This window comes from Zhengella mangrovi (assembly GCF_002727065.1).
Taxonomy (GTDB): domain Bacteria; phylum Pseudomonadota; class Alphaproteobacteria; order Rhizobiales; family Rhizobiaceae; genus Zhengella; species Zhengella mangrovi.
Map to the genome: position 1 here is coordinate 553,755 of NZ_PDVP01000001.1, position 21,303 is coordinate 575,057.

Consider the following 21,303-nt stretch of genomic DNA (forward strand, 5'->3'; position numbering starts at 1 on the left):
ATGCCTTCACACACCCTCGGCCCGAGCGGCCACACCGACAGTTTCGCCCGCGACAACCTGCCGGCGCCGGACCTCTGGCCCGATTTCCTGCTCGATGAATTCGCCTATCCCGACTGGCTCAACGTCGGCCACGAACTGACCGACGCCATGGTCGGGAAGGGCTTCGGCGATCATGTCGCGCTGATCGGCAACGGGCGTATCCGCACCTACAAGGAACTGGCTGACTGGACCAACCGCATCGCCCATGTGCTTGTCGAGGATTACGGGCTGGAGCCCGGCAACCGGGTGCTGATCCGCTCGGCCAACAATCCGGCCATGGTCGCCGCCTGGCTGGCCGCCACGAAGGCCGGCGCGGTCGTCGTCAACACCATGCCCATGCTGCGGGCCGGCGAACTGGCGAAGATCGTCGACAAGGCCGAGGTTGCGCTGGCGCTGTGCGACACGCGGCTGATGGACGATCTCGTCGCCTGCGCCAAGACCAGCCGCTACCTGAAGCGCGTCATCGGCTTTGACGGCACAGCCAACCATGACGCCGAACTGGACCGGGCGGCGCTGTCCAAGCCGGTTCGCTTCGAGTGCGTCCGGACCGGGCGCGACGATGTCGCGTTGCTCGGCTTCACGTCCGGCACCACCGGCGACCCGAAGGCGACGATGCATTTTCATCGCGACCTGATGATCATCGCCGACGGCTATGCGCGCGAGGTTCTCGGCGTGACACCCGACGATGTCTTCGTCGGTTCCCCGCCACTGGCCTTCACCTTCGGCCTCGGCGGACTGGCGGTGTTTCCCCTGCGCTTCGGGGCCACGGCGACCCTTCTGGAGCAGGCAACGCCGCCAAACATGGTCGAGATCATCCAGACCTACAAGGCGACCGTCTGCTTCACGGCGCCGACGGCCTACCGCGCCATGCTCGCGGTCATGGAGGAAGGCGCGGACCTGTCGTCGTTGCGCGCGGCCGTGTCGGCCGGTGAAACCCTTCCGGCGCCTGTCTACGAGCAGTGGATGCAGAAGACCGGCAAGCCGATGCTCGACGGCATCGGCTCCACCGAGATGCTGCATATCTTCATCTCCAACCGCTTCGGCGATTCCCGGCCGGCCTGCACCGGGAGGCCGGTGGCCGGATACGAGGCGAAGATCGTCGACGGGGACATGAACGAGGTGCCGCGCGGCACGATCGGCCGCCTGGCCGTCCGTGGTCCGACCGGCTGCCGCTATCTTGCCGATGCCCGCCAGGCAGATTACGTCCGCGATGGCTGGAACCTGACCGGCGATTCCTTCGTGCAGGATGAGGACGGCTATTTCCACTTCGCCGCGCGCAGCGACGACATGATCATTTCCGCCGGCTACAACATCGCCGGTCCAGAGGTCGAGGCGGCCCTCCTGTCGCACCCGGACGTGCTGGAATGCGCGGTCATCGGCGCGCCGGACAGCGACCGTGGCCAGATCGTCGAGGCCCACGTCGTTCTCGTCGAAGGCGCGGCTGCCGGCCCGGAAACGGTCAAGGCGCTGCAGGACCACGTCAAGGCGGAAATCGCGCCCTACAAGTATCCGCGTTCGGTCGTCTTCACCGGCGCCTTGCCCAAGACGCAGACCGGAAAGATCCAGCGCTTCCGGCTGCGCGGGGACAACTGACATGCATTGCGCAGGGGGAAAGCCGTCATGATGAGCCAGATCAATCCGCCGGGCTGGGCCCGCCCGAAAGGCTATGCGAACGGCGTGCTCGTCGATGGAAAGCGCCTCTACACCGGCGGCCAGATCGGCTGGAACGCGGAGCAGGTCTTCGAGACCCGGGATTTCGTCGGCCAGTTCGAACAGACGCTGCGGAACATCGCCGCCATCGTCGAGGCCGCGGGTGGCTCGGTCGGCGATATCGTCCGGCTGACCTGGTTCATCACCGACAAGGGCGAATATGTCGCCCGCCAGAAGGAAATCGGCGAATCCTACCGGCGTGTCATGGGCCGTCATTTCCCCGCCATGTCGGTGCTGGTCGTCGCCGGCCTGATCGAGGACGAAGCCCTGGTCGAGATCGAGGCCACGGCCGAAATCGGCTCCGGAACAGGCTGATCCCGGCCCGTTCAACGAACACGGTTAGCGGTGTACCGTCCACGTCCCGGAAATCGTCACCGGGCTCTCTTTTCGGCTGTCGGTCGAATGCGCCTGGAACGATCCGCTCCCGCCGTCCGCCGACGCGGTGCCGCTCAGCGTTCCCTCGAAGGGGAAATCGGCAACGATCTTGATCATGAGCGAGGAGACAGTGCCCATCCATTCGTCGCCCCCTGACGAGGTGTTCCGGGCCGGAAGGGGCTTGGAAACCCCCTTGATGCGCGCGGTGATGCTGCCCTTCTCGTCGATTTCCCCGGTGATCTCGGCATCGCGGGATTCGACCTCGCTTGGCACGGACAGCGAGCCGGAGACGCGGCCGTTGGCGATGTTCAGTGTAATCGACCCGGTCCAGTTCCGCGTCCGGCCGGACTGGTTCCAGACCAGGCTGCCCTTGAGGACGAGGATTACCTCGCGAAGGGCTTTCAGGGCCTGCGCGACTTCCACCGACTGGCACAGGTCGAAACTCTGTTGCAGGTAGCGCACCGCGTCTGCCCGGTTGCCCTGCTTGAGGAGCAGAAAGCCTTGCTCGCCGAGTTGGGCGGCCAGCCGTTCCGTATCGGTGCCCGGTTGGCAGGCCGCGTCTTCCGCCTGCGTGATCACGTCGCGGCGCAGCTTGACGAGATCGTCGAGAGCCTTCTGGTAGATCCCGGAATCCTGGCCATGCCGGACGGCAAGGGCAAGCAGCCGCGCGAAGGCTGCCAGGTGCTGGTCGTCGTGCGGGTCCAGAACGCCGTCGTCCTGCAGCTTCTGGCGAACCAGGTTGGCGAACCGCAGTTCCCATTCGGTCGATTGCGGATGCTGCCCGCCGGTCACCTTTTCCAGCTGATCGAGGATGATCGCCGCTTCACGGACGTTGCGGTCGTCCTCCACGTCCTCGTCGGTCCCTGTTTCGGCCCCGGCTTCGTCCGCCGCCTTTCCGTCTGTCGACGTCTCGCCCTTGGCATCTGCCTTCTTGCCGGCCATGGAGGCTTTCGTCTTCTCGGCCAGCGTGGCCGCGATCGCCTGGGGCGAAGCCTTCTTCGCCAGCTCGGCGACCGCCTTGTAGCGGCTGTCGCCGGTCTTGGTGTAGAGGTCGCGCATCATGGCCTCGAAGCGCTGCTGCTTGCTGCCGTAATCCTTGTACTTGTCCATCATGGACTTGTAGGTCTTCTCGCCCATCGCCGCCTTGAGCTTGTCCTCGAACTGGGCCTGCAGCTCGGCATGGACGCGGGATTCGAGGTAGGTCTTCGCCGCCCCCGCCGGGTCCTTCGAGGCCTTGTCGGCGATTTCGGCTGCCGCTTCCATCCAGGCCACGGCCTGCCCCGATGTTCCACCCGTCATCGCGTTCAACGACTGGATCATCGCGTCGGCGCCGGCCGCCAGCGCCTTGCGGGCCTCGGCGTTAAGGACGTCGATCCCGCGTTTCCCGAGTTCACCGGCCGTCACGCCATAGGTCTGCGCGGAATCGTAGTCGCCCAGCAACGCCTTGTGCATGGCCGAGGACAGGCCCTTCCTGGGATTGCTGAAGGGATCGATCCGCGGATCATCCCTGGCCATGTGATTCTTTTCATCGAAGAAGCTGCGCCAGAAGGTCCCGGAATTGCATTTCTTGAAGGCTTCCGTGTGGCTCTCGTCGGCACACTCGGCCAGGGTCCTGAGCGCTCCCTGCCTCTTCAGCGCTTCGAAATAGGTGTCGAGCGCGGGCCGGTCGATGATCCGCAGGATTCCGCGGTCGTCATAGGCGATCACGCGCCGTTCCGCGAGGATCGACAGGATGCGCTCCCGGTCTTCCCGGTTCCGCGAAGCGCCGCTCAGCACGTCCAGCGCCCTGTCGGCAAGGCCGGCTGCGGTGACGGGCAGCGGGCTGATGCTCGCTGTTGCTGCCTGGGCCGGGCCGGGTGCCGCCATGGCAAGCGCGATGGCAAGAAGACCGCCCGCCAGGCTCGGCCTGGCAGCAGCATGTGATTGCCTTCTCACGCGGATCGTCATCACCGTCACCCCTCGCCCTTGCCGCCTGTCAGACAGGCCGGCGGGGACAAGGATTAACATCGCGCCGCGCCGGTGCCGTTGACGGACATCAATGTGCTTTCCCGGCGATCGGCCAAGGTTCGTGCTGGAGATCGTTCCGGGTGAAGTCGAGGATCATGACCATCGCAAATCCTGTTTGCGCCGCAGCCTGTGCCCTGTGCCTCGCCGTCGTGGCGACGGGTTCCGCTGGCGCCGATACGCCTGTTCGCCTCGCGCTGGTCGAAGGGCTGGTGCAGAAATACGACCCGTTCAAGGACATCGACACCGGCGACCTGACGCCGAAAGCGCCGCCCCCGGCCGCGGCCGTTCCGGCTCCCGCCCCGCCGCCCGGTGCACCGCAAACCCCGGCAAAGGACGCAGCGGCGCCGGACTACGCGCCCGTCGGCGACGTCCAGACGGCGGCGATCGACAATGCCGGCGCAGTGCGCAACGGACCGACAAAGGCCGTGACGATCAACTCGAACGACCCCCTCCTCGTCCACTCCATCCGGACCTATCACTGGAACAATGGCCGTGGGCGCAAGCCCGGAACCATCGCGCTCAGGAATGCGGATGGCAAGGTTTTCGGCCCCTGGCCGGCGACCGGCCTGCCCGGGCAGGGCAATGTCCGCGATGCCTACTGGCTCGTCGAACCGGGCGCGCTGCTGCCCCCCGGAAAATACGAGATCGTCGATTCCGATCCGGCAACATGGGCGACCAACAAGGCGGCCGGCGACCGTGGCTTCGTCGTGCTGACCTACCAGAAGATGACGCAGGCCGGAGACGCGCCAGGGACAACCGGCATGGGGCAGCCCGCCGAAGGGTCGGGGTTCATGTCCCGTACGGACGCCTTCGCCAAGGCGGTCGCCATCCTGATCGGCGATCCCTACGGCCAGACGGAAGGCGAGGTGGCCGGCAACATCAGGGAGCAGGCCTTCCATCCCGAAGGCCCTGCCGGTGTCTGCGAGGATGTCAGGAAGCCGACCTGGGAGTTCCATGTCGTCGTGGTCACCGACAACAAGGACAATTTCAACAACGGCGTCATCGACGGCTATCTGGCGCTCGATGCGGCGACCGGCGAGATCATCTGCGCGAACCTGCCGTTGCTGCAATAGGCGGGGCCGGTCCGCCGGAGGGCGCACCGCATTTTCGTCGTCAGGCGCTTTCGAGCGCGACCGTGCGCGATGCCAGGTGGCGGTCGATCGCGGCCACGTCCGCCGCTGACAGCCGCAGCCCCAGCTTCGAGCGCCGCCAGACGAAATCCTGCGCTGTCCGGACCCATTCGTTCTCCGCGGCCCAGTCCAGTTCCCGTGCGCTCACACCGGGCGCGATCTCGCCACCAAGGTCCGCCCACGACGCCGCGCCGCCGAAAACGGCCTGGCACTGGGTGCCGTACTGGCGGAACAGCCGGCGCACCGTCTGCGCATCCATGAAGGGCAGCATGGCTTCGAGCTCCGCCACCAGCGCGCCCCGCTCCGCGACCGCGAAGTCGCCGCCGGCGAGTGGCGCGGCATGGGTCCATGGCCGGGTGGCGCGGCTCAGCCCCTGGTCGATCTTCTCCAGCGCGCTTTCGGCGAGCTTGCGGTAGGTCGTGATCTTGCCGCCGAAGACATTGAGATAGGGCGTGCCGTTCAGCCGGTCGCTCTTCAGGACGTAGTCCCGCGTTGCCGCGGTCGCGGAACTGGCGCCGTCATCGTAAAGCGGACGCACGCCGGAATAGGACCAGAGGATATCGGCGCGCGTCACCGGCTGGCGGAAATAGCGCGACGCGAAGGCGCAGAGGTAATCGGCCTCGGAGTCCGAGCAGACCGGTTTCACGGCCGCGCCGTCGTGTTCCGCGTCCGTGGTGCCGATCAGGGTGAAGTCTTCCTCGTAGGGAATGGCGAAGATGATCCGCCCGTCCGTACCCTGGAAGAAATAGGCGCGGTCATGATCGTAAAGCTTGCGCGTGACGATGTGGCTGCCGCGCACCAGGCGCACCTTTTCCGTCAGGTTCAGGTGAAGCCGCCCGCGGGCGACGTCTTCCACCCACGGACCGGCCGCGTTGACGAGCATCCGCGCACGCATGCTCCGGCGGCCCTCCGGCGTATCGACCGTGACGCGCCACAGGCCGTCTTCCGGTTCTGCCGAGACGACCGTGCTGCGGGTCATGATGGACGCGCCGCGTGCCGCCGCATCCCGTGCATTCAGCACCACCAGGCGGGAATCCTCCACCCAGCAGTCGGAATATTCGAACGCCCGGGTGAAGCGCGAATCGAGAGGTAGTCCGGCGGGGTCCTTGTCGAGGTCGATACGGCGCGTGCCCGGCAGGATCCTGCGTCCGCCGAGATGGTCGTAGAGAAACAGGCCGAGACGGATCAGCCAGGCCGGGCGGCGTCCTTTCATCCAGGGCATGATGGCGGTCAGCAGGCGCGACGTCGGCGTCGTGCTCTCGAAGCGCATCGCCGAATGAAGCGGCAGGACGAACCGCATCGGCCACGAGATGTGCGGCATGTTCGTCAGCAGGACCTCGCGTTCGACTAGCGCCTCGCGCACGAGCCGGAACTCGAAATATTCGAGGTAGCGCAAGCCGCCGTGGAAAAGCTTGGTGGATGCCGAGGAGGTTGCCGAGGCAAGATCGTCGCGTTCGGCGAGGGCCACCGAGTAGCCGCGTCCCTGGGCATCGCGTGCAATTCCGCACCCGTTGATCCCGCCGCCGACGATGAAGAGGTCGTAGATACGCTTCTGCTCGCTGGTCATGGTTCTGTCAGTCCGACCTCTTGGCTATTGGGCTATGCCGCGCGCGCGGCGGAGGGTTTCAGCAGGGCGCCGGCCGTCTGTTCGTCGGTCACGAGGATGGTGGCGAAGCCGCGGTCGAGGATCGCCCGCATCGCCTCCACCTTCTGCTTCCCGCCCGCCGCCAGCACACGGCGCGGCACGTCGATGATGCCTTCCGGCCCGATTCCGACGCAGCGGGCGTTGAGCGGGTGGTCGAGCGGCATGCCGTCGGCGCCGATGAAGCGGCCGATGAAATTGCCGATCGCGCCGGCGTCGCGCGCCAGCTGGTAGTCGGCGTCGCTCAGCATGGACGCCTCGCGAAGGCTGCTCATGCCCAGCCCGCCGATGCTCAGCAGCGCGAGGTCCGCGGACCTGGCACGCTCCATGGCGTCCTGCGCGGCCTGCTGCGAATTGATCGCGATGGTTGCTTCCTCCGTGTCGCATAGGATCGGCGCCGGGATGAAGAAGCACTCCGCCCCCAGGCGCTCGGCCAGCACCGCGGCAGCCTCGTACTTGTCCTGCGTGGTCCGAGTCGCCAGCGTACCGATCATCGACACGACGGACAGGTGATCGGCTGCATTGGGCTCGATGGCCATGGCCAGCGCCCGCAGGGTCGATCCCCAGGACGTGGCCACCGTCATGCCGCTCTCCAGCAGCGCCGAGATCATCGACCCCGCGTAATGGCCGATGACGTCGGATAGCGACACGTCTTCGCTGGTGTCCGACGGGCAGACGAAGGCGGCGTCGAGGCCGAAGCGGCGTACCAGCTGGCTTTCCAGGTCGAGCCGTTCGGCGAAGGGAACGTCGATGGCTATGCGCACCATGCCCTGTTCGCGCGCCTGCGCGAGCATGCGATGCACCTTGAACCGCGTGATGTTGAGCTGCTTGGCGATCTCGTTCTGCGTCAGGCCGAGAATGTAATAGAGATGCGCCACCCGCGCGATGGTTTCGCTGGCGGCACTGGTGCGCAACGCGCTTCTGTTCCAAGGCGTGTTCATGTCCCCGACCCCTCTCTGGTGGCCTCCTTGTGCCATGAACGGCTGGTCATGTCTTGCCCGCTTGAAGGAGGCGGGAGCGAATTGCACATTTGTTCGTCTCTGAAAAATTTGTTGCACAAATGTAGGAAGAGTGCAACAAATTGAAAAAAGCAGAAACTGGATGATGGGAGGAGCCAGTGAAGCTCGGCGTTCTGTCGGCTGATCGACCCCTGGTGTGGATGTTGCCGCTGATCCTCATGCTGGTCGCATTCACGATCGTGCCGCTGTTCTACAACATCTGGCTCAGCTTCCATGAGTACGCGCCGTTCAAGCGCCAGCTCGTCTACGTCGGCATGGAAAACTGGAAGGCCATGTTCGGGGACTCCCGCATGTGGGAGTCTTTCGGCATCACCATGTTCTATTTCGTCGTCGTCCTGTCGATCGAACTGGTGCTGGGCATGGCGATCGCCATGCTGCTGGACGAGGACGAGTTCGGCTTCGGCCTGCTGCGTTCGGTCCTGACGCTGACCCTGGTCGTCCCGCCGGCCATCGTCGGCATGATGTACCTGCTGATCGAGGATCCCGAGTTCGGCGTCCTGACCTATGTCCTCTCGCTGTTCGGCATCCTCGACAAGTCGACCCCGATCCTCGCCACCGCCTCGACGGCCCTGTGGGGCGTCATGCTGGCCGATGTCTGGCAATGGACGCCGTTCATGGTCCTGATCTTCCTCGCCGGCCTGCGCTCGCTGCCGCCGGAGCCCTACGAGGCGGCCATGCTCGACGGCGCGTCGGCCTGGATGACCTTCCGCCGCATCACTTTGCCGCTGATGAGCAAGGTCATCGCCGTCGCCGTGCTGATCCGCGGCATCGATATCTTCCGCATGTTCGACTACGTCTTCGTGATGACGAGCGGCGGCCCGGGAACGTCCACCTACACGCTTTCGCTCTATTCCTGGCAGCAGACCTTCAGCTTCATCAAGTGGGGCTACGGCGCCACGCTCTCGCTGTTCGCGCTCTTCGTCATCATCGTCATCGCGAACCTCTTCATCTGGGCAGCAAAGGTTCGCTGGTAATGGTTGTCCGCTCCAGATCCTCGCGCCTTCTTCGCACGTTTGCCGGCTGGGCGGTCGTCGCGCTTTTCGCCTTCCCGCTCTATTACTGGCTGACCGTGGCCTTCAAGGATGGCAACGAGATTTTCAACTGGCCGCCCAAGGTCTTCTCCTTCACGCCGACGCTGAAGAATTTCGAGGAGGTCTTCGGCATCTCGCTGGGCTTCGGCTTCGGCGAGCAGCGGGAAGTCCTGCCCGGCGGCGGCAACTGGCGCATGGGTCCGCGGCTGTGGGATTCCATCGTCATCGCGGTCCTTTCCACCTTCCTGGCGGTGACCATCGCCACGCTCGCCTCCTACGCGCTGAGCCGCATGAACTTCCGCGGCCGCCATCACTTCGTCTCCTGGGTCCTGTCCACCCGCATGATGCCGCCGGTCGCCGTCGCGATCCCGGTTTTCTTTATCTACAAGGACCTGAAGCTCCTCGACACCTACACCGGCGTGATCCTCATTCACGCGCTGATGAACCTGCCGCTGGCGGTTCTGCTGATGAAGAGCTTTTTCGATGACATTCCGCGCGAGATCGACGAAAGCGCCATGGTCGACGGCGCCTCGCGCTGGCTGATCTTCCGCCGCATCGTGCTGCCCATGGTCAAGGGCGGCATCGCGGCCACGGCCGTCCTGTGCTTCATCTTCTCGTGGACCGAATTCCTGTTCGTCCTGACGCTGACGCAGACCGGGCTGAAGACGGTTCCCGTCGTCTCGTCCACCTTCGTCACCTCGACCGGTACCGCCTGGGGCAACATGGCGGCGCTGGGTGCCGCGGCCATGATCCCGGCCTTCATCTTCATCCTTCTCGTGCAGAAGCACCTCGTGCGGGGGCTGACGCTCGGGTCGGTGAAACAGTGACCAATCTGGCATGTTCAAAGGGAGGAAAACCATGAACGACAGTGACCGGAAACTCTATCGCGCCAAGCTGGTGGACGACTTCGTCAAGGGACGGATCAGCCGGCGCTCATTCCTGCGCAACGCCGGCATGCTCGGCCTCGGCGCCGCCGCGCTCGGCTCCGGCGTCGTCCGTCCGAACCGCGTACTCGCGGCCGGCGAGGACCTGACCCCGTCCAAGGACGTCCTTGACTGGGTTCGCGAAGTCTCCAAGCCCTTCGCGGGCACCACGCTGCGCCTGGCCACGGAATCCACGCCGCCGTCCAACGCCATCAACAGCCAGCTGAAGAAGTACTTCGAGGAAGCCTCCGGCATGAAGGTGGAGATCGAGGTCCTGCCGCTGGAGCAGGTGCTCCAGAAGCTGACCCTCGACATCGCCTCGCAGCTCGGCACCTACGATCTCTACTACATCGACCAGTCCTGGGCTGCTTCCGTCAGCCGCGACGTCTTCGATCCGCGCGAGCAGATCGCCGACAAGCCGGACCTGGCCATGCCGAACTACAACATCGACGACTTCCTGCCCGCGCTCGTCGACGGCATCTGCAAGTATGAGGATCGCTGGGTCGGCGTGCCTTACGACATCCCGATCTTCATCATGCAGTACCGCAAGGACATTTACGACAAGATGGGCTTCAAGGCGCCCGAGACGCTCGAGGAATACTACGAGCAGGCCAAGGCGATCACCGAGGAGATGGGGCCGAACATGTACGGCGCCACCGGCCAGATGAAGTCCGGCCACTATTCGCTGGAATGCGACTGGACGGCCTGGCTGTGGGGTCATGGCGGCTCGATCTTCAATTCCGACGGCAAGTTCTCCGGCAACGACGAGCGTGGCCTCGAGGCGATGGACTACTGGCAGCGCCTGTTCAAGACCATGCCGCCCGGCGTGACCGGCTGGACCTGGGACGGCGAAGGCCAGTCCGTGGCCCAGGGCGTCGCCGCGTCCATGATGAGCTGGGGCGAGTTCTTCCCCTATTTCGACGACCCGAGCGCCACCAAGGTCTCGGGCCTCATGGAAGCCGCGCGCTGCCCCAAGCCCAAGCATGCCCTGCGCACGGTCAACGAGACCGGTTACGGCGAAATCCCGGGCGTTGGCCACCAGGGCGGTTCCTCGCTCGCCGTGTCGCGCAACTCCAAGAACCCGGACGCGGCATGGGTCTTCATGCAGTGGGCGACCTGCTACGACACCCAGGTGCTGATCACGGCGCTGGGCGGCGGCACGGGTCCGACGCGCGAAAGCGTCTACGACGATCCGCGCATTATCGCCAACCGCCGTGTCGGCGCGGGCACCACGCGTCACCTCGACGTCGTGCGTGAGACCATTGCCAAGGACATGGGTTCCGAGCCGGACCTGCCGCAGTGGGCCGAACTGTCCAACGACACGATCCCGGTTCGCCTCGGCAAGTATTTCGCCGGCGAGTACGGCTCTGCCAAGGAAGCCATGGACGACATCGGCCAGGCGGTCGACAAGATCGTCCAGGGCTGACGTCCGTCCGGACAGCAACGCGCGGGGCGGCGGTTTGGCCGCCGCCCCGTACCAGCGGCAACAAGAAAACAGCGAGTGGATGATCGATCATGGCCGACAAACCTCTTGTCGCAATCACGGGCGCGAGCTCCGGTATCGGTGAAGCAACGGCGCGGGCCTTCTCTGCAGCCGGTCACCCGGTCCTGATGATGGCGCGGCGCGTCGACCGCATGCAGGCCATGAACCTGCCGAATGCCGTTATCGCCGAGGTCGACGTGCGCGACCGGGCGCAGATCGCGGAGGCCGTCGCCAGGGCGGAATCCGAGTACGGCCCCGTCGACATGATGTTCGCCAACGCCGGCCTCGCCCGCCTGGCCGATATCGGCCGCCAGCCGCCGGAAGAATGGGACGAGATGATCGACATCAACACCAAGGGTGTGATGAACACGGTCCACGCCGTCATGAATTCCATGATGGAGCGCAAGCACGGCACGCTGGTGATGATGAGTTCGATTGCCGGACGCAAGGTCTATCCCGACCATACCGTCTACTGCGGCACCAAGTTCTTCGTTCACGCGGTGTCGGAATCGCTGCGCGAATACCTGTCGGATTACAATGTCCGCGTCCTCGTCGTGTCGCCCGGCGTCATCGAGACGGAGGTGCTCTCCGGTGTTCTCGATGAGAAGACGCTGCGCGAATACAAGGAAAACAAGGTTCGCATGGGTGGAGGCATCGGCCCGGACATCGTTGCCGACCTGATCCTGAACGCCTATCAGCTTCCCCAGGAAGCGCTCGTCCAGGAAATCTGCCTGACGCCGACGCGTCAGAAATTTTGAGGCGCTTTGCATGGCCACCGTCGAATACCGGAAAGTCGGAAAATCCTTTGGCTCCGTCGAGGTGCTCAAGGACCTGTCGCTCGAGATCGAGGATGGCGCGTTCGTGGTGCTGCTCGGCGCCTCGGGCTGCGGCAAGACGACCCTGCTGCGCATGACAGCCGGCCTGGAAACCGTCACCGCGGGCGAGGTCGTCATCGACGGGCGCGTCGTCAACGACATGCACCCGCGTGACCGGGACATCGCCATGGTTTTCCAGAACTACGCGCTCTACCCGACGATGAAGGTGCGCGACAACATCGGCTTCAGCCTTGAGGTCGCGAAGAAGTCCAAGGCGGAAATCGCCCGGAAGGTCGAGGAAGCCGCCCGGGTGCTCAACCTGACCGAATACCTGGACCGCAAGCCGGCCGAGCTCTCCGGTGGCCAGCGCCAGCGCGTCGCCATGGGCCGTGCCATGGTGCGCGACGCCAAGGTCTTCCTGTTCGACGAACCGCTGTCCAACCTCGACGCCAAGCTGCGCGCCCACATGCGCGTCGAGATCCGCCAGCTCCATGACCGGCTCGGCGCCACCACCATCTACGTCACCCACGACCAGATCGAGGCCATGACCATGGCCGACAAGATCGTGCTGATGAAGGGTGGCAAGATCATCCAGGAAGGCTCGCCCGACGATCTTTACGACCGGCCCAACAGCCGGTTCGTCGCCGAGTTCATCGGCTCGCCGCAGATCAACCTGCTCGACGGCCGGATCGAGGCCGAGGAGGGGGCGGTCCGCTTCCGTGCCCGCCACCTCGTGCTGGACCTGCCCCAGGCCTATGCCGCCCATGCCGGCAAGGCGGTGGCCTGCGGCATCCGCCCCAACGACGTCACGCTGGATCCCGATGGCGCCATCACCGGCACGCTGCAGATCGCCGAGAAGACCGGCGCCGACGTCCAGTTCCACCTCGATGTGGAGGGCACGGAATTCGTTGCCGTCGCGCCCCGGTCGGCCTATCGCCATGGCGGCGAACGCATGTCCTTCGCCATCGACCCTGAAAAGCTGCATGTCTTCGACGAGGCAAGCGGCGAGCGCATCTCAGTCTGACCGGGCAGGAACGTATGACCACCGCCGCCGGCACACCGAAAAACTGGACCGCCCTGATCGACGAGATCTGCGATGGCCAGTGGATCAACCCGCTCAACGGAAAGCGCTACCCTGCGCCGCCCTACGACAGCATCGTCTTCGCCGAGAGCCTGAAGGGCCGCGAAGCCGATCTCGTCGCCGCGCTCGGGTTCAAGCCGCCCTTCGCGGTCGTGTCCGACCAGAACACGCACAGGGCCATGGGCGAGCGCATCGCCCGCGCGCTCAGGCCGCTGGGCGAGGTTACCGAGATCGTTCTCGACCATCCCCATGCCGACATGGCGACCGTGCGCGACCTCGTCGAGCGGCTGAAGCCCTTTGCCTCGGCCGTGGCGGTCGGGTCCGGCACGATCAACGACCTCACTAAGTTCGCCACGCTTCAGAACGGCACCCGCTATTGCGTCTTCGCCACCGCCGGCTCGATGAACGGCTACACCTCGACCACCGCTTCCATCACGCTGGACAGCGGCCTGAAGGTTTCGCTGCCCGCGCAGGCGCCCGCCGGCTTCTTCGTCGATCTTGAAACCTGCGCCGAGGCGCCGGCCTGGCTCAACGCCGCCGGTTTCGGCGACTGCTTGTGCCGCTCCGTCGCCCAGATCGACTGGTGGATGTCGCATCGCATGCTGGGCACGGCCTATCACCACGTGCCCTACCTGCTGGAAATCCCCGACGAGATCACCCTCATGGAGCAGGCGCCCGGCATTGCCAGGGGCGATATCGAGGCCGTCGGCACCCTGTTCCGGGTTCTCACCCTCTGTGGCCTTGGCGTCAGTTTCACCGGCGTCTCCAACCACGGCTCCATGGGCGAGCACCAGATCTCCCACTACATCGACTGTTTCGCCGGAGACCGCCACCCCGGTTCCGTGCATGGCCAGCAGGTCGGCGTGGCAACGCTGACCATGGCGCGCATCCAGCACCGGTTCCTTCAGAGCGAAACGCCGCCCGCGGTCCGGGCGACGCGGATCGACCCCGACGACATGGCACGGCGAATGGGACCCGAAGTGGCGCGGCAATGCGAGGAGCTCTACCGCCGGAAAGCCTTCGACGAGGCCGGCGCGGAGGCCTTCAACCGGCGCATGGAGCAGATCTGGCCCGAACTGCGCGCGGAATGCCTGGACATGGCCGTCGCGCCGGAAACGCTGCGCAAGTACCTGGCCGATGCCGGCGGCCCCACCTCCGCCCAGTCGCTCGGCGTGGCGGTCGATTTCTACCGCGAGGCCGTCACCCACGCCCACGAGATGCGCGACCGCTTTTCCTTCGCCGACATCGCCTGCGACAGCGGCATCCTCGGCGAAATGGCGATGAAGGAGGTCTGAGCCATGCGGCCGATCGCCGACATGCCGGATGACGTCGCCGCCGGGATCCGGGTCCTGTTCACCGATATCGACGACACGATCACCACCGAGGGGCGGCTCCACGCTGCCGCCTACCAGGCGCTGGAGGATCTCCACGAGGCCGGCATTGCCGTTGCACCCATCACCGGCCGCCCGGCCGGCTGGTGTGACATGGTGGCCCGCTTCTGGCCGGTCGCCGGGGTCGTCGGCGAGAACGGCGCCTTCTACTACGCCTATGACCATGCCGCCCGGAAGATGATCCGCAAGGCCCACCCGGCCGTCGAGGCGCACCTCGCCGATCCGGCGCGTTTCGATCGCATCCGCGACCGTGTCGCCCGCGAGGTGCCGGGCGCGGCCATCTCCGCTGACCAGCCCTTCCGCCTCGCCGATCTCGCCATCGATTTCTGCGAGGATGTCGAGCCGCTGGCCCCGGCAGATGTCGCGCGTATCAAGGCCATCTTCGAGGAGGAAGGCGCCGTCGCCAAGGTCTCCTCCATTCACGTCAACGGCTGGTTCGGCGACTATGACAAGCTGACCATGTCGCGCACCTTCGCGACGGATATCCTGGGCCTGGACATCGACGCTAGGAACAGCGTGGTCGCTTTCGTCGGCGACAGTCCCAACGACCAGCCGATGTTCGGCTTTTTCGACAATTCCTGCGGCGTGGCCAACGTGCGTGATTTCGAGGCGCAGATTTCCACGCCGCCCAAGTGGGTGGCATCGCACAAGGGCGGCGCCGGCTTCCGCGAGATCGCCGATTATATCCTAGCCGCGCGGCGCGGCGCGTTGGCCAGAGGACAGGGCACATGAGCGATCTTGTTGTCGGCATCGATTCCTCGACCACGGCCACCAAGGCCATAGCCTGGACGGAGGATGGCAGGCCCGTGGCCGAAGGCCGCGCCGATATCCAGCTGTCGAGCCCGAAGCCGAACTACTACGAGCAGGATCCGGAGGAATGGTGGTCCTCCACGCGTACGGCCCTGTCGCAGCTGACCGCGGCGATCGATCCGTCGCGCATCAGGGCCGTGGCCGTGAGCAACCAGCGCGAGACGCTCGGCGTCTTCCGCCGCGACGGGACGGCCGTCCGCCCGGCCATGGTCTGGCTCGATGACCGCGCCCGCCCGATCGTCGATGAACTGGCCGGCATGCTCGGCACCGACCCTGACGGCACGCCGGTCATCCATCGCATTTCCGGCAAGCCGGTCGACGTGATCCCCGCCGTCAACCGCATCTACTGGATGATGCGCAACGAACCGGACCTGCACGCGAAGGCCGATATCTTCTCCGACGTGCACGGCTACCTGACGTTCCGCCTCACCGGTCGCTGGGCGACGAGCTGGGCCAGTGCCGATCCGCTCGGCCTGTTCGACCAGGAAGCCAAGCGCTGGTCGCCCGAGATCATGGCCGCTGCAGGCATCGATGCGAGCCGTCTTCCCGAAGCCGAGCGGCCTGGAACGGTGCTGGGTACGGTTGGCAGGGCCGTCGCGGCAGAGACCGGGCTGCCGGAAGGCACGCCGGTGGTCGCCGGTGGCGGCGACGGCCAGCTGGCCGGGCTCGGCTGCGCCGCGCTGACCCCCGACACGGCCTACCTGAACATCGGCACCGCGCTGGTTTCCGGCATCCACGGCGCGGCTTTCCTGAATTCCCCGGCCTGGCGGACGATGGGCGGTCCGAGCGGCGAGGGCTATTACTACGAGGCCTGCGTGCGGGCAGGAACCTTCACCGTCAACTGGTTCCTTGACACGCTCTGCGCCGGCGAAGCCGGCACCGCCGGTGAAATCCTGTCTCGGCTGCAGCGCGAAAGCGCGGACATCCCGATCGGCTCGCACGGTCTCGTCATGATGCCCTACTGGCAGGGCGTCATGTCGCCCTACTGGGATTCGGCCGCGCGCGGCGCCTTCATCGGCCTGTCCGGCGCCCATTCCCGTGCCCACATGTTCCGGGCGCTTATGGAGGGCCTTGCGCTGGAACTGCGCCTGTCGGCGTCGGCCGCCGAGGCGGCGCTCGGCCAGACCGTGGAGCGGTATGTCGCCATTGGCGGCGGAGCGGCCTCCGATATCTGGCGGCAGATCTTTGCCGATGTGACAGGAAAGAGCGTTCAGCGCTCGGAGACCGTTGAGGCATCGTCTCTTGGCGCGGCTGTTTGCGGGGCGGTGGCAGCAGGCTGGTACCCCGGCTTCAGGGAGGCTGCGTCGGCGATGACCGGCAGGATCGTCGCCGTCTCCGATCCTGATCCGGGGGCCAGGGCACGCTACGATGAACTCTATGCGGTCTACGAAGGCCTCTACGAGCGCCTGAAGCCCGTCTACGCGGGCCTGGACCGCTTCGTGGGAGATCGCACATGACCCGGGTCGTCATCATCGGTGCGGGCGTGATGGGAACGGCATTCGCCACGCCGCTCTCCGACAACGGCATGACGGTCGATCTGGTCGGCACGCATCTCGACCGCGATCTCGTCGCCGCCATGCAGGAGAGCCGCGTTCACCCGCGCCTCAGGGCCCGCATCGGCCAGACCGTCACGCCGCTCCAGGACAGCGAACTCGCTGCCGCGCTGGAAAGGCCGGCCGATCTCGTCGTCGTCGGCGTGTCCACGCCGGGCATCGGCTGGGCAATCGACCGGCTGGCCGAAAGCATGCGCGGAACGGCGCCGGTCATCCTGCTCACGAAGGGGATTGCCGAGACCGCCGACCGGGTGGAAATCCTGCCCGACCTCGTCCGTCGCGAACTGGCAGCCCGCGGAGTTGCCCATGGCCCGGTCGGTGCCGTTGGCGGACCCTGCATCGCCGGCGAACTCGCCGCGCGGCGCCAGACCTCCGCCATCATCGGCTTCGACGACAAGGCGCTTGCCGCCGGCTGGGCAGCAGCAATGTCGACCGGTTACTATCACCTGGCCCACACGGACGACCTGACCGGGCTGGAGATCTGTGCAGCGTTGAAGAATTTCTACGCCATCGGCGTTTCGGTGCCGTCCGGCCGGCTGGCCGGCGATCCGGCGGTCAACGACGCAGGCCTCAACAACGAGACCGCCAGCCTGTTCAACCAGGCCGTGACCGAACTGTCCCGGATCGTTGCCGTCTCCGGCGGCGATCCGGCGACCGCCTTCGGCCTGGCCGGCCTGGGCGACCTCCACGTCACAACGCAGGCCGGGCGCAACAGCCGGCTCGGCAAGCTTCTCGGCGAGGGGTTGAGCTATCGCGCTGCCATGGCCGGACCTCTGAAGGGCGAGACCGTGGAAGGCACGCTGGTCGCCGCTTCCCTGAAGGCGCCGCTGGGCGCACTGGCAGGCAGCGGCGGGCTGCCGGCGTCCCGCGTGCCGCTTGCCAACGCCATCGTGGCCGCGGTCACGCAGGACAGCCCCCTGCAGGTGGATCTTGCCGCTTACCATCTGAATTGAGCCGCCCCGCGGCACCGAAGTCCTGCCGGCCCGGCAGGCCATGACGAGTTGAGAAGACAGGAAACCATGACACACAGCGCAGACGACATCGCCATCCGCCAGTCGATCATCGACCATTGCCTGAAGATGAACGGCAGCGGGCTGAACCACGGCACCGCGGGCAACATCTCGGTGCGCCGCGACGACCACATGCTGATCACGCCGAGCGCCACGCCGTACGAGGACCTGACGCCGCAGACGATCGCCGCCATGCCGCTGGAGCGCGACTATGGCAGCTGGGACGGACCGTTGAAGCCGTCGACCGAGTGGCGCTTCCACCTCGACATCATGCGCGCACGGCCCGACGTGAACGCCATCGTTCACACCCACGCGCCCTATTGCACGACGCTGGCGCTGGCACGCAAGGAAATCCCGGCCGGCCACTACATGATCGCCGCCTTCGGCGGGCCGACGATCCGCTGTTCCGGCTATGCCCGCTACGGCACCAAGGAACTGTCGGAAGAGGCAGTGAAGGCGCTGGAAGGCCGCAACGGCTGCCTGCTCGCCAACCACGGCATGATCGCCGTCGGTCCGTCGCTGGAAAAGGCCATGTGGCTGGCGGTGGAACTGGAGATGCTGGCCCGGCTGTACTGGCAGGCGCTGCAGATCGGCGGGCCGGTGATCCTGTCCGACGAGCAGATTGCCGAGACCATGGCCGGCTTCTCCAGCTACGGCCTGCAGGACAAGCCGGCGAAGCACTGAGGCCGGCGGGCCGGTTCGGTCTCGACAACCGGGGAAAGCGCGGTCATTGTCCCGCGCTTGAAGGGCCCGCGTTCCATCGCGGGCCGGAATCTCCAGTGGAAGAGACATGAAGACCCAATCCGACAATCATCTAGAGCTGCGCGAGGCGCTCCGCGATCTCTGCGCCGAGTTCAAGCCGGAATACCACCGCGCTCACGACCAGAACGCCACCTACCCGGTCGAATTCATCGATGCCCTGACCCGTGCCGGCTGGCTGGCGGCCATGATCCCGGAGGAATACGGCGGCTCCGGACTGGGTCTCACCGAAGCGACCATCGTGATGGAGGAGATCAACCGGGCCGGCGGCAATGCCGGCCACTGCCATGGGCAGATGTACAACATGGGAACGCTGCTGCGTCACGGGTCGGACGCGCAGAAGGCCCGTTACCTTCCCGGCATCGCCAGCGGCGAACTGCGCCTGCAGTCCATGGGCGTCACCGAGCCGACGACCGGGACGGACACGACGAAGCTCAAGACGACCGCGGTCCGCAAGGGCGATCGCTACGTCGTCAACGGCCAGAAGGTCTGGATCTCGCGCATCCAGCATTCCGACCTGATGATCCTGCTGGCGCGGACCACGCCGCTGGCCGAAGTGAAGCGGAAATCGGATGGCCTGTCGGTCTTCATCGTCGACCTGCGCGAGGCTATCGGCAACGGCCTCGAGGTCAAGCCGATCCGAAACATGGTCAACCACGAGACCAACGAACTGTTCTTCGACAACCTGGAAATCCCCGCCGAGAACCTGGTCGGCGAGGAGGGGCGCGGTTTCCGCTACATCCTCGACGGCCTCAACGCGGAACGCACGCTGATTGCCGCCGAATGCATCGGCGACGGCTACTGGTTCATCGACAAGGTCACGGCCTATGCCCGCGAGCGCGTGGTGTTCGACCGGCCGATCGGGCAGAATCAGGGTGTGCAGTTTCCAATCGCACGGGCCTTCGTCAACGTCGAGGCGGCCAACCTGATGCGCTTCGATGCCTGCCGCCGCTTCGACGCCGGCGAGGACTGCGGAGCCCAAGCCAACATGGCCAAGCTCCTGGCAGCCGATGCATCGTGGGAAGCCGCCAATGCCTGCCTGCAATTCCACGGCGGGTTCGGCTTTGCCGCCGAGTATGACGTGGAACGCAAGTTCCGCGAAACGCGGCTTTACCAGGTGGCGCCGATCTCGACCAACCTGATCCTCTCCTACGTGGCCGAGCACATCCTCGACCTGCCGCGGTCTTTCTGACGATTTTGGGGGCTGGAAAGTAGAAGAGGGAAGCGCCGCGGGCAGGAGGCGCTTCCCTCTTTGGTCCGCTTTCGGGGGGGCAGGAAAAGCGGACGAAGTGACCGGCTGCGGTGCGGGGAGGGCTATCGGGAGCCGTTCACGCAGGGGTAATGCCCCGCCGGATTAAAGGTTCCTCAAGGATTCAATTTTTTTCGGCGTTGGCCTCGATGGCATAGCGGCGGTGGTTCTGCGGCGAGACGTGACGCACGGCCGCCGTCGCCATCAGCAGCAGCGGAACGGCCACGAAACCGCCCACCGGACCCCACACCCAGATCCAGAAGGCGATGGCCAGCAGCACGATGAACGGGTTCAGCGTCAGGGTGCGGCCGAGCACGTGCGGCGTGACGATTTGCGCTTCGATCATGTTGAGAGCGAGATAGACCGCCATCGGCGCGAGATAGCCCGTCGGTGTCGAGGCCGTGGCGAGCCCAACGCCCAGCAGGATGACCGCCATGATCGCGGGTCCGACGTAGATCGCGTAGTTCAGCAGGCCGGCCAGCACGCCCCAAAGGAGCGGAGAGGGTACGCCGAGCAGGGCCATGGCGACGCTGACGAAAGCCCCCAGCGCCATGTTGATGGCGGTGATCGACATCAGGTAATGCGACACGAGCGACTCCACGTCCCGGAAGACATGGGCGATGCGCCAGCGCAGCCGGCGGTCGAAGCACAGGCCGAGGACCGAGAAGCGCAGCTGGTGGCGGGTGGCCATGAAGAAATAGAGGCTGGCCAGGAACAGGATGATCTGCATGCCGAGCGTCGGGGCGAGCCAGGCGACGCTTTCCGCCGTCGAGCTTCCCTCGACCTTGACCGAGGCAGCCTGGCCGCTCTGGCCGAGAGCGTTGCGCATGCTGTCGCTCATGCTGTCGAGCGTGGTCAGCAGGTCTTTCCAGTCGGCGAGAATGGCCTGCGCGCGGACCCAGATAACGGGTATCTTTTCCGTCCATGCCGACAGCGGTATGACGATGGTCGCCAGGACGGCCGAGATCAGCGCCAGGAAGGCAAGCACGACGGCTGCTGCTGAAACCGGCGCCGGAACCCCCGCCCGTTCGATGCGGTCGGCCAGCGGGCCGAACATCAGGCCGACGACGAGAGCCAGTGTCACCGGCGCGATCAGCACCTGGCCATGGTCAAGCATCACGGTAAAGGCAAACAGTCCCACAAGAATGGCCGCGACTTGCGCGGCCAGCATCAGGAACTTGTCGAACGATCCCTTGGTCGAGGCAGCCTTCCTCGTCTGGGTGGGCATGAAATGGCGCATGGGCGTTCCCCTTGGACAACTGGGCAAACGCCTGGT

General features: G+C 65.8%; 18 protein-coding genes. 14 read left to right on the top strand and 4 right to left on the bottom strand.

All coding sequences use genetic code 11. From position 1 onward, the window contains the following. Both CSC94_RS02720 and CSC94_RS02725 read left to right on the top strand, forming a co-directional pair. On the top strand, positions 1-1,632 hold the full coding sequence (locus tag CSC94_RS02720; protein WP_099303458.1) for an AMP-binding protein: 1,632 nt from the start codon (positions 1-3) through the stop codon (positions 1,630-1,632). 27 nt (positions 1,633-1,659) lie between these two features. Continuing rightward, on the top strand, positions 1,660-2,064 hold the full coding sequence (locus tag CSC94_RS02725) for a RidA family protein (RefSeq protein ID WP_099303460.1): 405 nt from the start codon (positions 1,660-1,662) through the stop codon (positions 2,062-2,064). Positions 2,065-2,088: 24 nt separating this feature from the next. On the opposite strand, the gene CSC94_RS02730 is transcribed toward CSC94_RS02725, so the two are convergent. Next, positions 2,089-4,059, bottom strand: a complete 1,971-nt coding sequence (locus CSC94_RS02730; RefSeq protein ID WP_133122810.1) for a hypothetical protein — start codon at positions 4,057-4,059, stop codon at positions 2,089-2,091. 167 nt (positions 4,060-4,226) lie between these two features. Between CSC94_RS02730 and CSC94_RS02735 the strand changes: the two genes are divergently transcribed. Further along, positions 4,227-5,204: a hypothetical protein gene (locus CSC94_RS02735; protein ID WP_099303464.1), complete on the top strand. Its 978-nt coding sequence runs from the start codon at positions 4,227-4,229 to the stop codon at positions 5,202-5,204. A 40-nt stretch (positions 5,205-5,244) separates the two neighbouring features. Here CSC94_RS02735 and glpD read toward each other — a convergent pair whose 3' ends face one another. Both glpD and CSC94_RS02745 read right to left on the bottom strand, forming a co-directional pair. Next, positions 5,245-6,828 carry a glycerol-3-phosphate dehydrogenase gene (glpD, locus tag CSC94_RS02740; protein WP_099303466.1) on the bottom strand — a complete coding sequence of 528 codons (1,584 nt, stop codon included), beginning with the start codon at positions 6,826-6,828 and terminating at the stop codon, positions 5,245-5,247. A gap of 32 nt (positions 6,829-6,860) precedes the next feature. Then, the gene (locus CSC94_RS02745) at positions 6,861-7,844 is read right to left on the bottom strand and encodes a sugar-binding transcriptional regulator (RefSeq protein WP_165784296.1); all 984 of its coding nucleotides are present in this window, start codon (positions 7,842-7,844) and stop codon (positions 6,861-6,863) included. A 176-nt stretch (positions 7,845-8,020) separates the two neighbouring features. Here CSC94_RS02745 and CSC94_RS02750 point away from each other — a divergent pair, with 176 nt between their 5' ends. From CSC94_RS02750 to CSC94_RS02800, 11 genes are all read left to right on the top strand, one after another. After that, positions 8,021-8,896, top strand: a complete 876-nt coding sequence (locus CSC94_RS02750) for a carbohydrate ABC transporter permease (RefSeq protein ID WP_245408229.1) — start codon at positions 8,021-8,023, stop codon at positions 8,894-8,896. Further along, on the top strand, positions 8,896-9,780 hold the full coding sequence (locus tag CSC94_RS02755; RefSeq protein WP_099303470.1) for a carbohydrate ABC transporter permease: 885 nt from the start codon (positions 8,896-8,898) through the stop codon (positions 9,778-9,780). The genes CSC94_RS02750 and CSC94_RS02755 overlap by 1 nt, the downstream gene beginning before the upstream one ends. Positions 9,781-9,811: 31 nt before the next feature. Next, a complete protein-coding gene (locus CSC94_RS02760) occupies positions 9,812-11,302 on the top strand; it encodes an ABC transporter substrate-binding protein (RefSeq protein ID WP_099303472.1) in 1,491 nt (496 codons plus the stop codon). A gap of 89 nt (positions 11,303-11,391) precedes the next feature. Further along, on the top strand, positions 11,392-12,117 hold the full coding sequence (locus CSC94_RS02765) for an SDR family oxidoreductase (RefSeq protein ID WP_099303474.1): 726 nt from the start codon (positions 11,392-11,394) through the stop codon (positions 12,115-12,117). A 10-nt stretch (positions 12,118-12,127) separates the two neighbouring features. Continuing rightward, complete coding sequence (locus tag CSC94_RS02770; RefSeq protein ID WP_099303476.1) at positions 12,128-13,198, top strand: ABC transporter ATP-binding protein; 1,071 nt, start codon at positions 12,128-12,130, stop codon at positions 13,196-13,198. A 14-nt stretch (positions 13,199-13,212) separates the two neighbouring features. Then, on the top strand, positions 13,213-14,550 hold the full coding sequence (locus tag CSC94_RS02775; protein ID WP_099303478.1) for an iron-containing alcohol dehydrogenase: 1,338 nt from the start codon (positions 13,213-13,215) through the stop codon (positions 14,548-14,550). A 3-nt stretch (positions 14,551-14,553) separates the two neighbouring features. After that, positions 14,554-15,378 (top strand): HAD-IIB family hydrolase, encoded by an 825-nt coding sequence (locus CSC94_RS02780; RefSeq protein WP_099303480.1) that lies wholly within the window; start codon positions 14,554-14,556, stop codon positions 15,376-15,378. Beyond that, positions 15,375-16,913, top strand: coding sequence for a xylulokinase (locus CSC94_RS02785; protein ID WP_099303482.1), 1,539 nt, complete (start codon positions 15,375-15,377; stop codon positions 16,911-16,913). The genes CSC94_RS02780 and CSC94_RS02785 overlap by 4 nt, the downstream gene beginning before the upstream one ends. Further along, entirely contained in the window at positions 16,910-17,962 is a 1,053-nt protein-coding gene (locus tag CSC94_RS02790) for a 2-dehydropantoate 2-reductase N-terminal domain-containing protein (protein ID WP_099303484.1), read from the top strand. The genes CSC94_RS02785 and CSC94_RS02790 overlap by 4 nt, the downstream gene beginning before the upstream one ends. A 66-nt stretch (positions 17,963-18,028) precedes the next feature. After that, a complete protein-coding gene (locus CSC94_RS02795) occupies positions 18,029-18,703 on the top strand; it encodes a class II aldolase/adducin family protein (protein WP_205853210.1) in 675 nt (224 codons plus the stop codon). A 106-nt stretch (positions 18,704-18,809) separates the two neighbouring features. Then, complete coding sequence (locus CSC94_RS02800) at positions 18,810-19,970, top strand: acyl-CoA dehydrogenase family protein (RefSeq protein WP_099303486.1); 1,161 nt, start codon at positions 18,810-18,812, stop codon at positions 19,968-19,970. A 181-nt stretch (positions 19,971-20,151) separates the two neighbouring features. Here CSC94_RS02800 and CSC94_RS02805 read toward each other — a convergent pair whose 3' ends face one another. Further along, on the bottom strand, positions 20,152-21,267 hold the full coding sequence (locus CSC94_RS02805; RefSeq protein ID WP_245408230.1) for an AI-2E family transporter: 1,116 nt from the start codon (positions 21,265-21,267) through the stop codon (positions 20,152-20,154). Positions 21,268-21,303 lie beyond the last annotated feature (36 nt).

Coding starts and splice junctions, on each gene's coding strand:
- CSC94_RS02800 (WP_099303486.1), top strand. CDS start 18,810: ATGAAGACCCAATCCGACAATCATCTAGAGCTGCGCGAGGCGCTCCGC.
- CSC94_RS02745 (WP_165784296.1), bottom strand. CDS start 7,844: ATGAACACGCCTTGGAACAGAAGCGCGTTGCGCACCAGTGCCGCCAGC.
- CSC94_RS02785 (WP_099303482.1), top strand. CDS start 15,375: ATGAGCGATCTTGTTGTCGGCATCGATTCCTCGACCACGGCCACCAAG.
- CSC94_RS02770 (WP_099303476.1), top strand. CDS start 12,128: ATGGCCACCGTCGAATACCGGAAAGTCGGAAAATCCTTTGGCTCCGTC.
- CSC94_RS02775 (WP_099303478.1), top strand. CDS start 13,213: ATGACCACCGCCGCCGGCACACCGAAAAACTGGACCGCCCTGATCGAC.
- CSC94_RS02805 (WP_245408230.1), bottom strand. CDS start 21,267: ATGCGCCATTTCATGCCCACCCAGACGAGGAAGGCTGCCTCGACCAAG.
- CSC94_RS02755 (WP_099303470.1), top strand. CDS start 8,896: ATGGTTGTCCGCTCCAGATCCTCGCGCCTTCTTCGCACGTTTGCCGGC.
- CSC94_RS02735 (WP_099303464.1), top strand. CDS start 4,227: ATGACCATCGCAAATCCTGTTTGCGCCGCAGCCTGTGCCCTGTGCCTC.
- glpD (WP_099303466.1), bottom strand. CDS start 6,828: ATGACCAGCGAGCAGAAGCGTATCTACGACCTCTTCATCGTCGGCGGC.
- CSC94_RS02795 (WP_205853210.1), top strand. CDS start 18,029: ATGACACACAGCGCAGACGACATCGCCATCCGCCAGTCGATCATCGAC.
- CSC94_RS02765 (WP_099303474.1), top strand. CDS start 11,392: ATGGCCGACAAACCTCTTGTCGCAATCACGGGCGCGAGCTCCGGTATC.
- CSC94_RS02760 (WP_099303472.1), top strand. CDS start 9,812: ATGAACGACAGTGACCGGAAACTCTATCGCGCCAAGCTGGTGGACGAC.
- CSC94_RS02780 (WP_099303480.1), top strand. CDS start 14,554: ATGCGGCCGATCGCCGACATGCCGGATGACGTCGCCGCCGGGATCCGG.
- CSC94_RS02725 (WP_099303460.1), top strand. CDS start 1,660: ATGATGAGCCAGATCAATCCGCCGGGCTGGGCCCGCCCGAAAGGCTAT.
- CSC94_RS02720 (WP_099303458.1), top strand. CDS start 1: ATGCCTTCACACACCCTCGGCCCGAGCGGCCACACCGACAGTTTCGCC.
- CSC94_RS02790 (WP_099303484.1), top strand. CDS start 16,910: ATGACCCGGGTCGTCATCATCGGTGCGGGCGTGATGGGAACGGCATTC.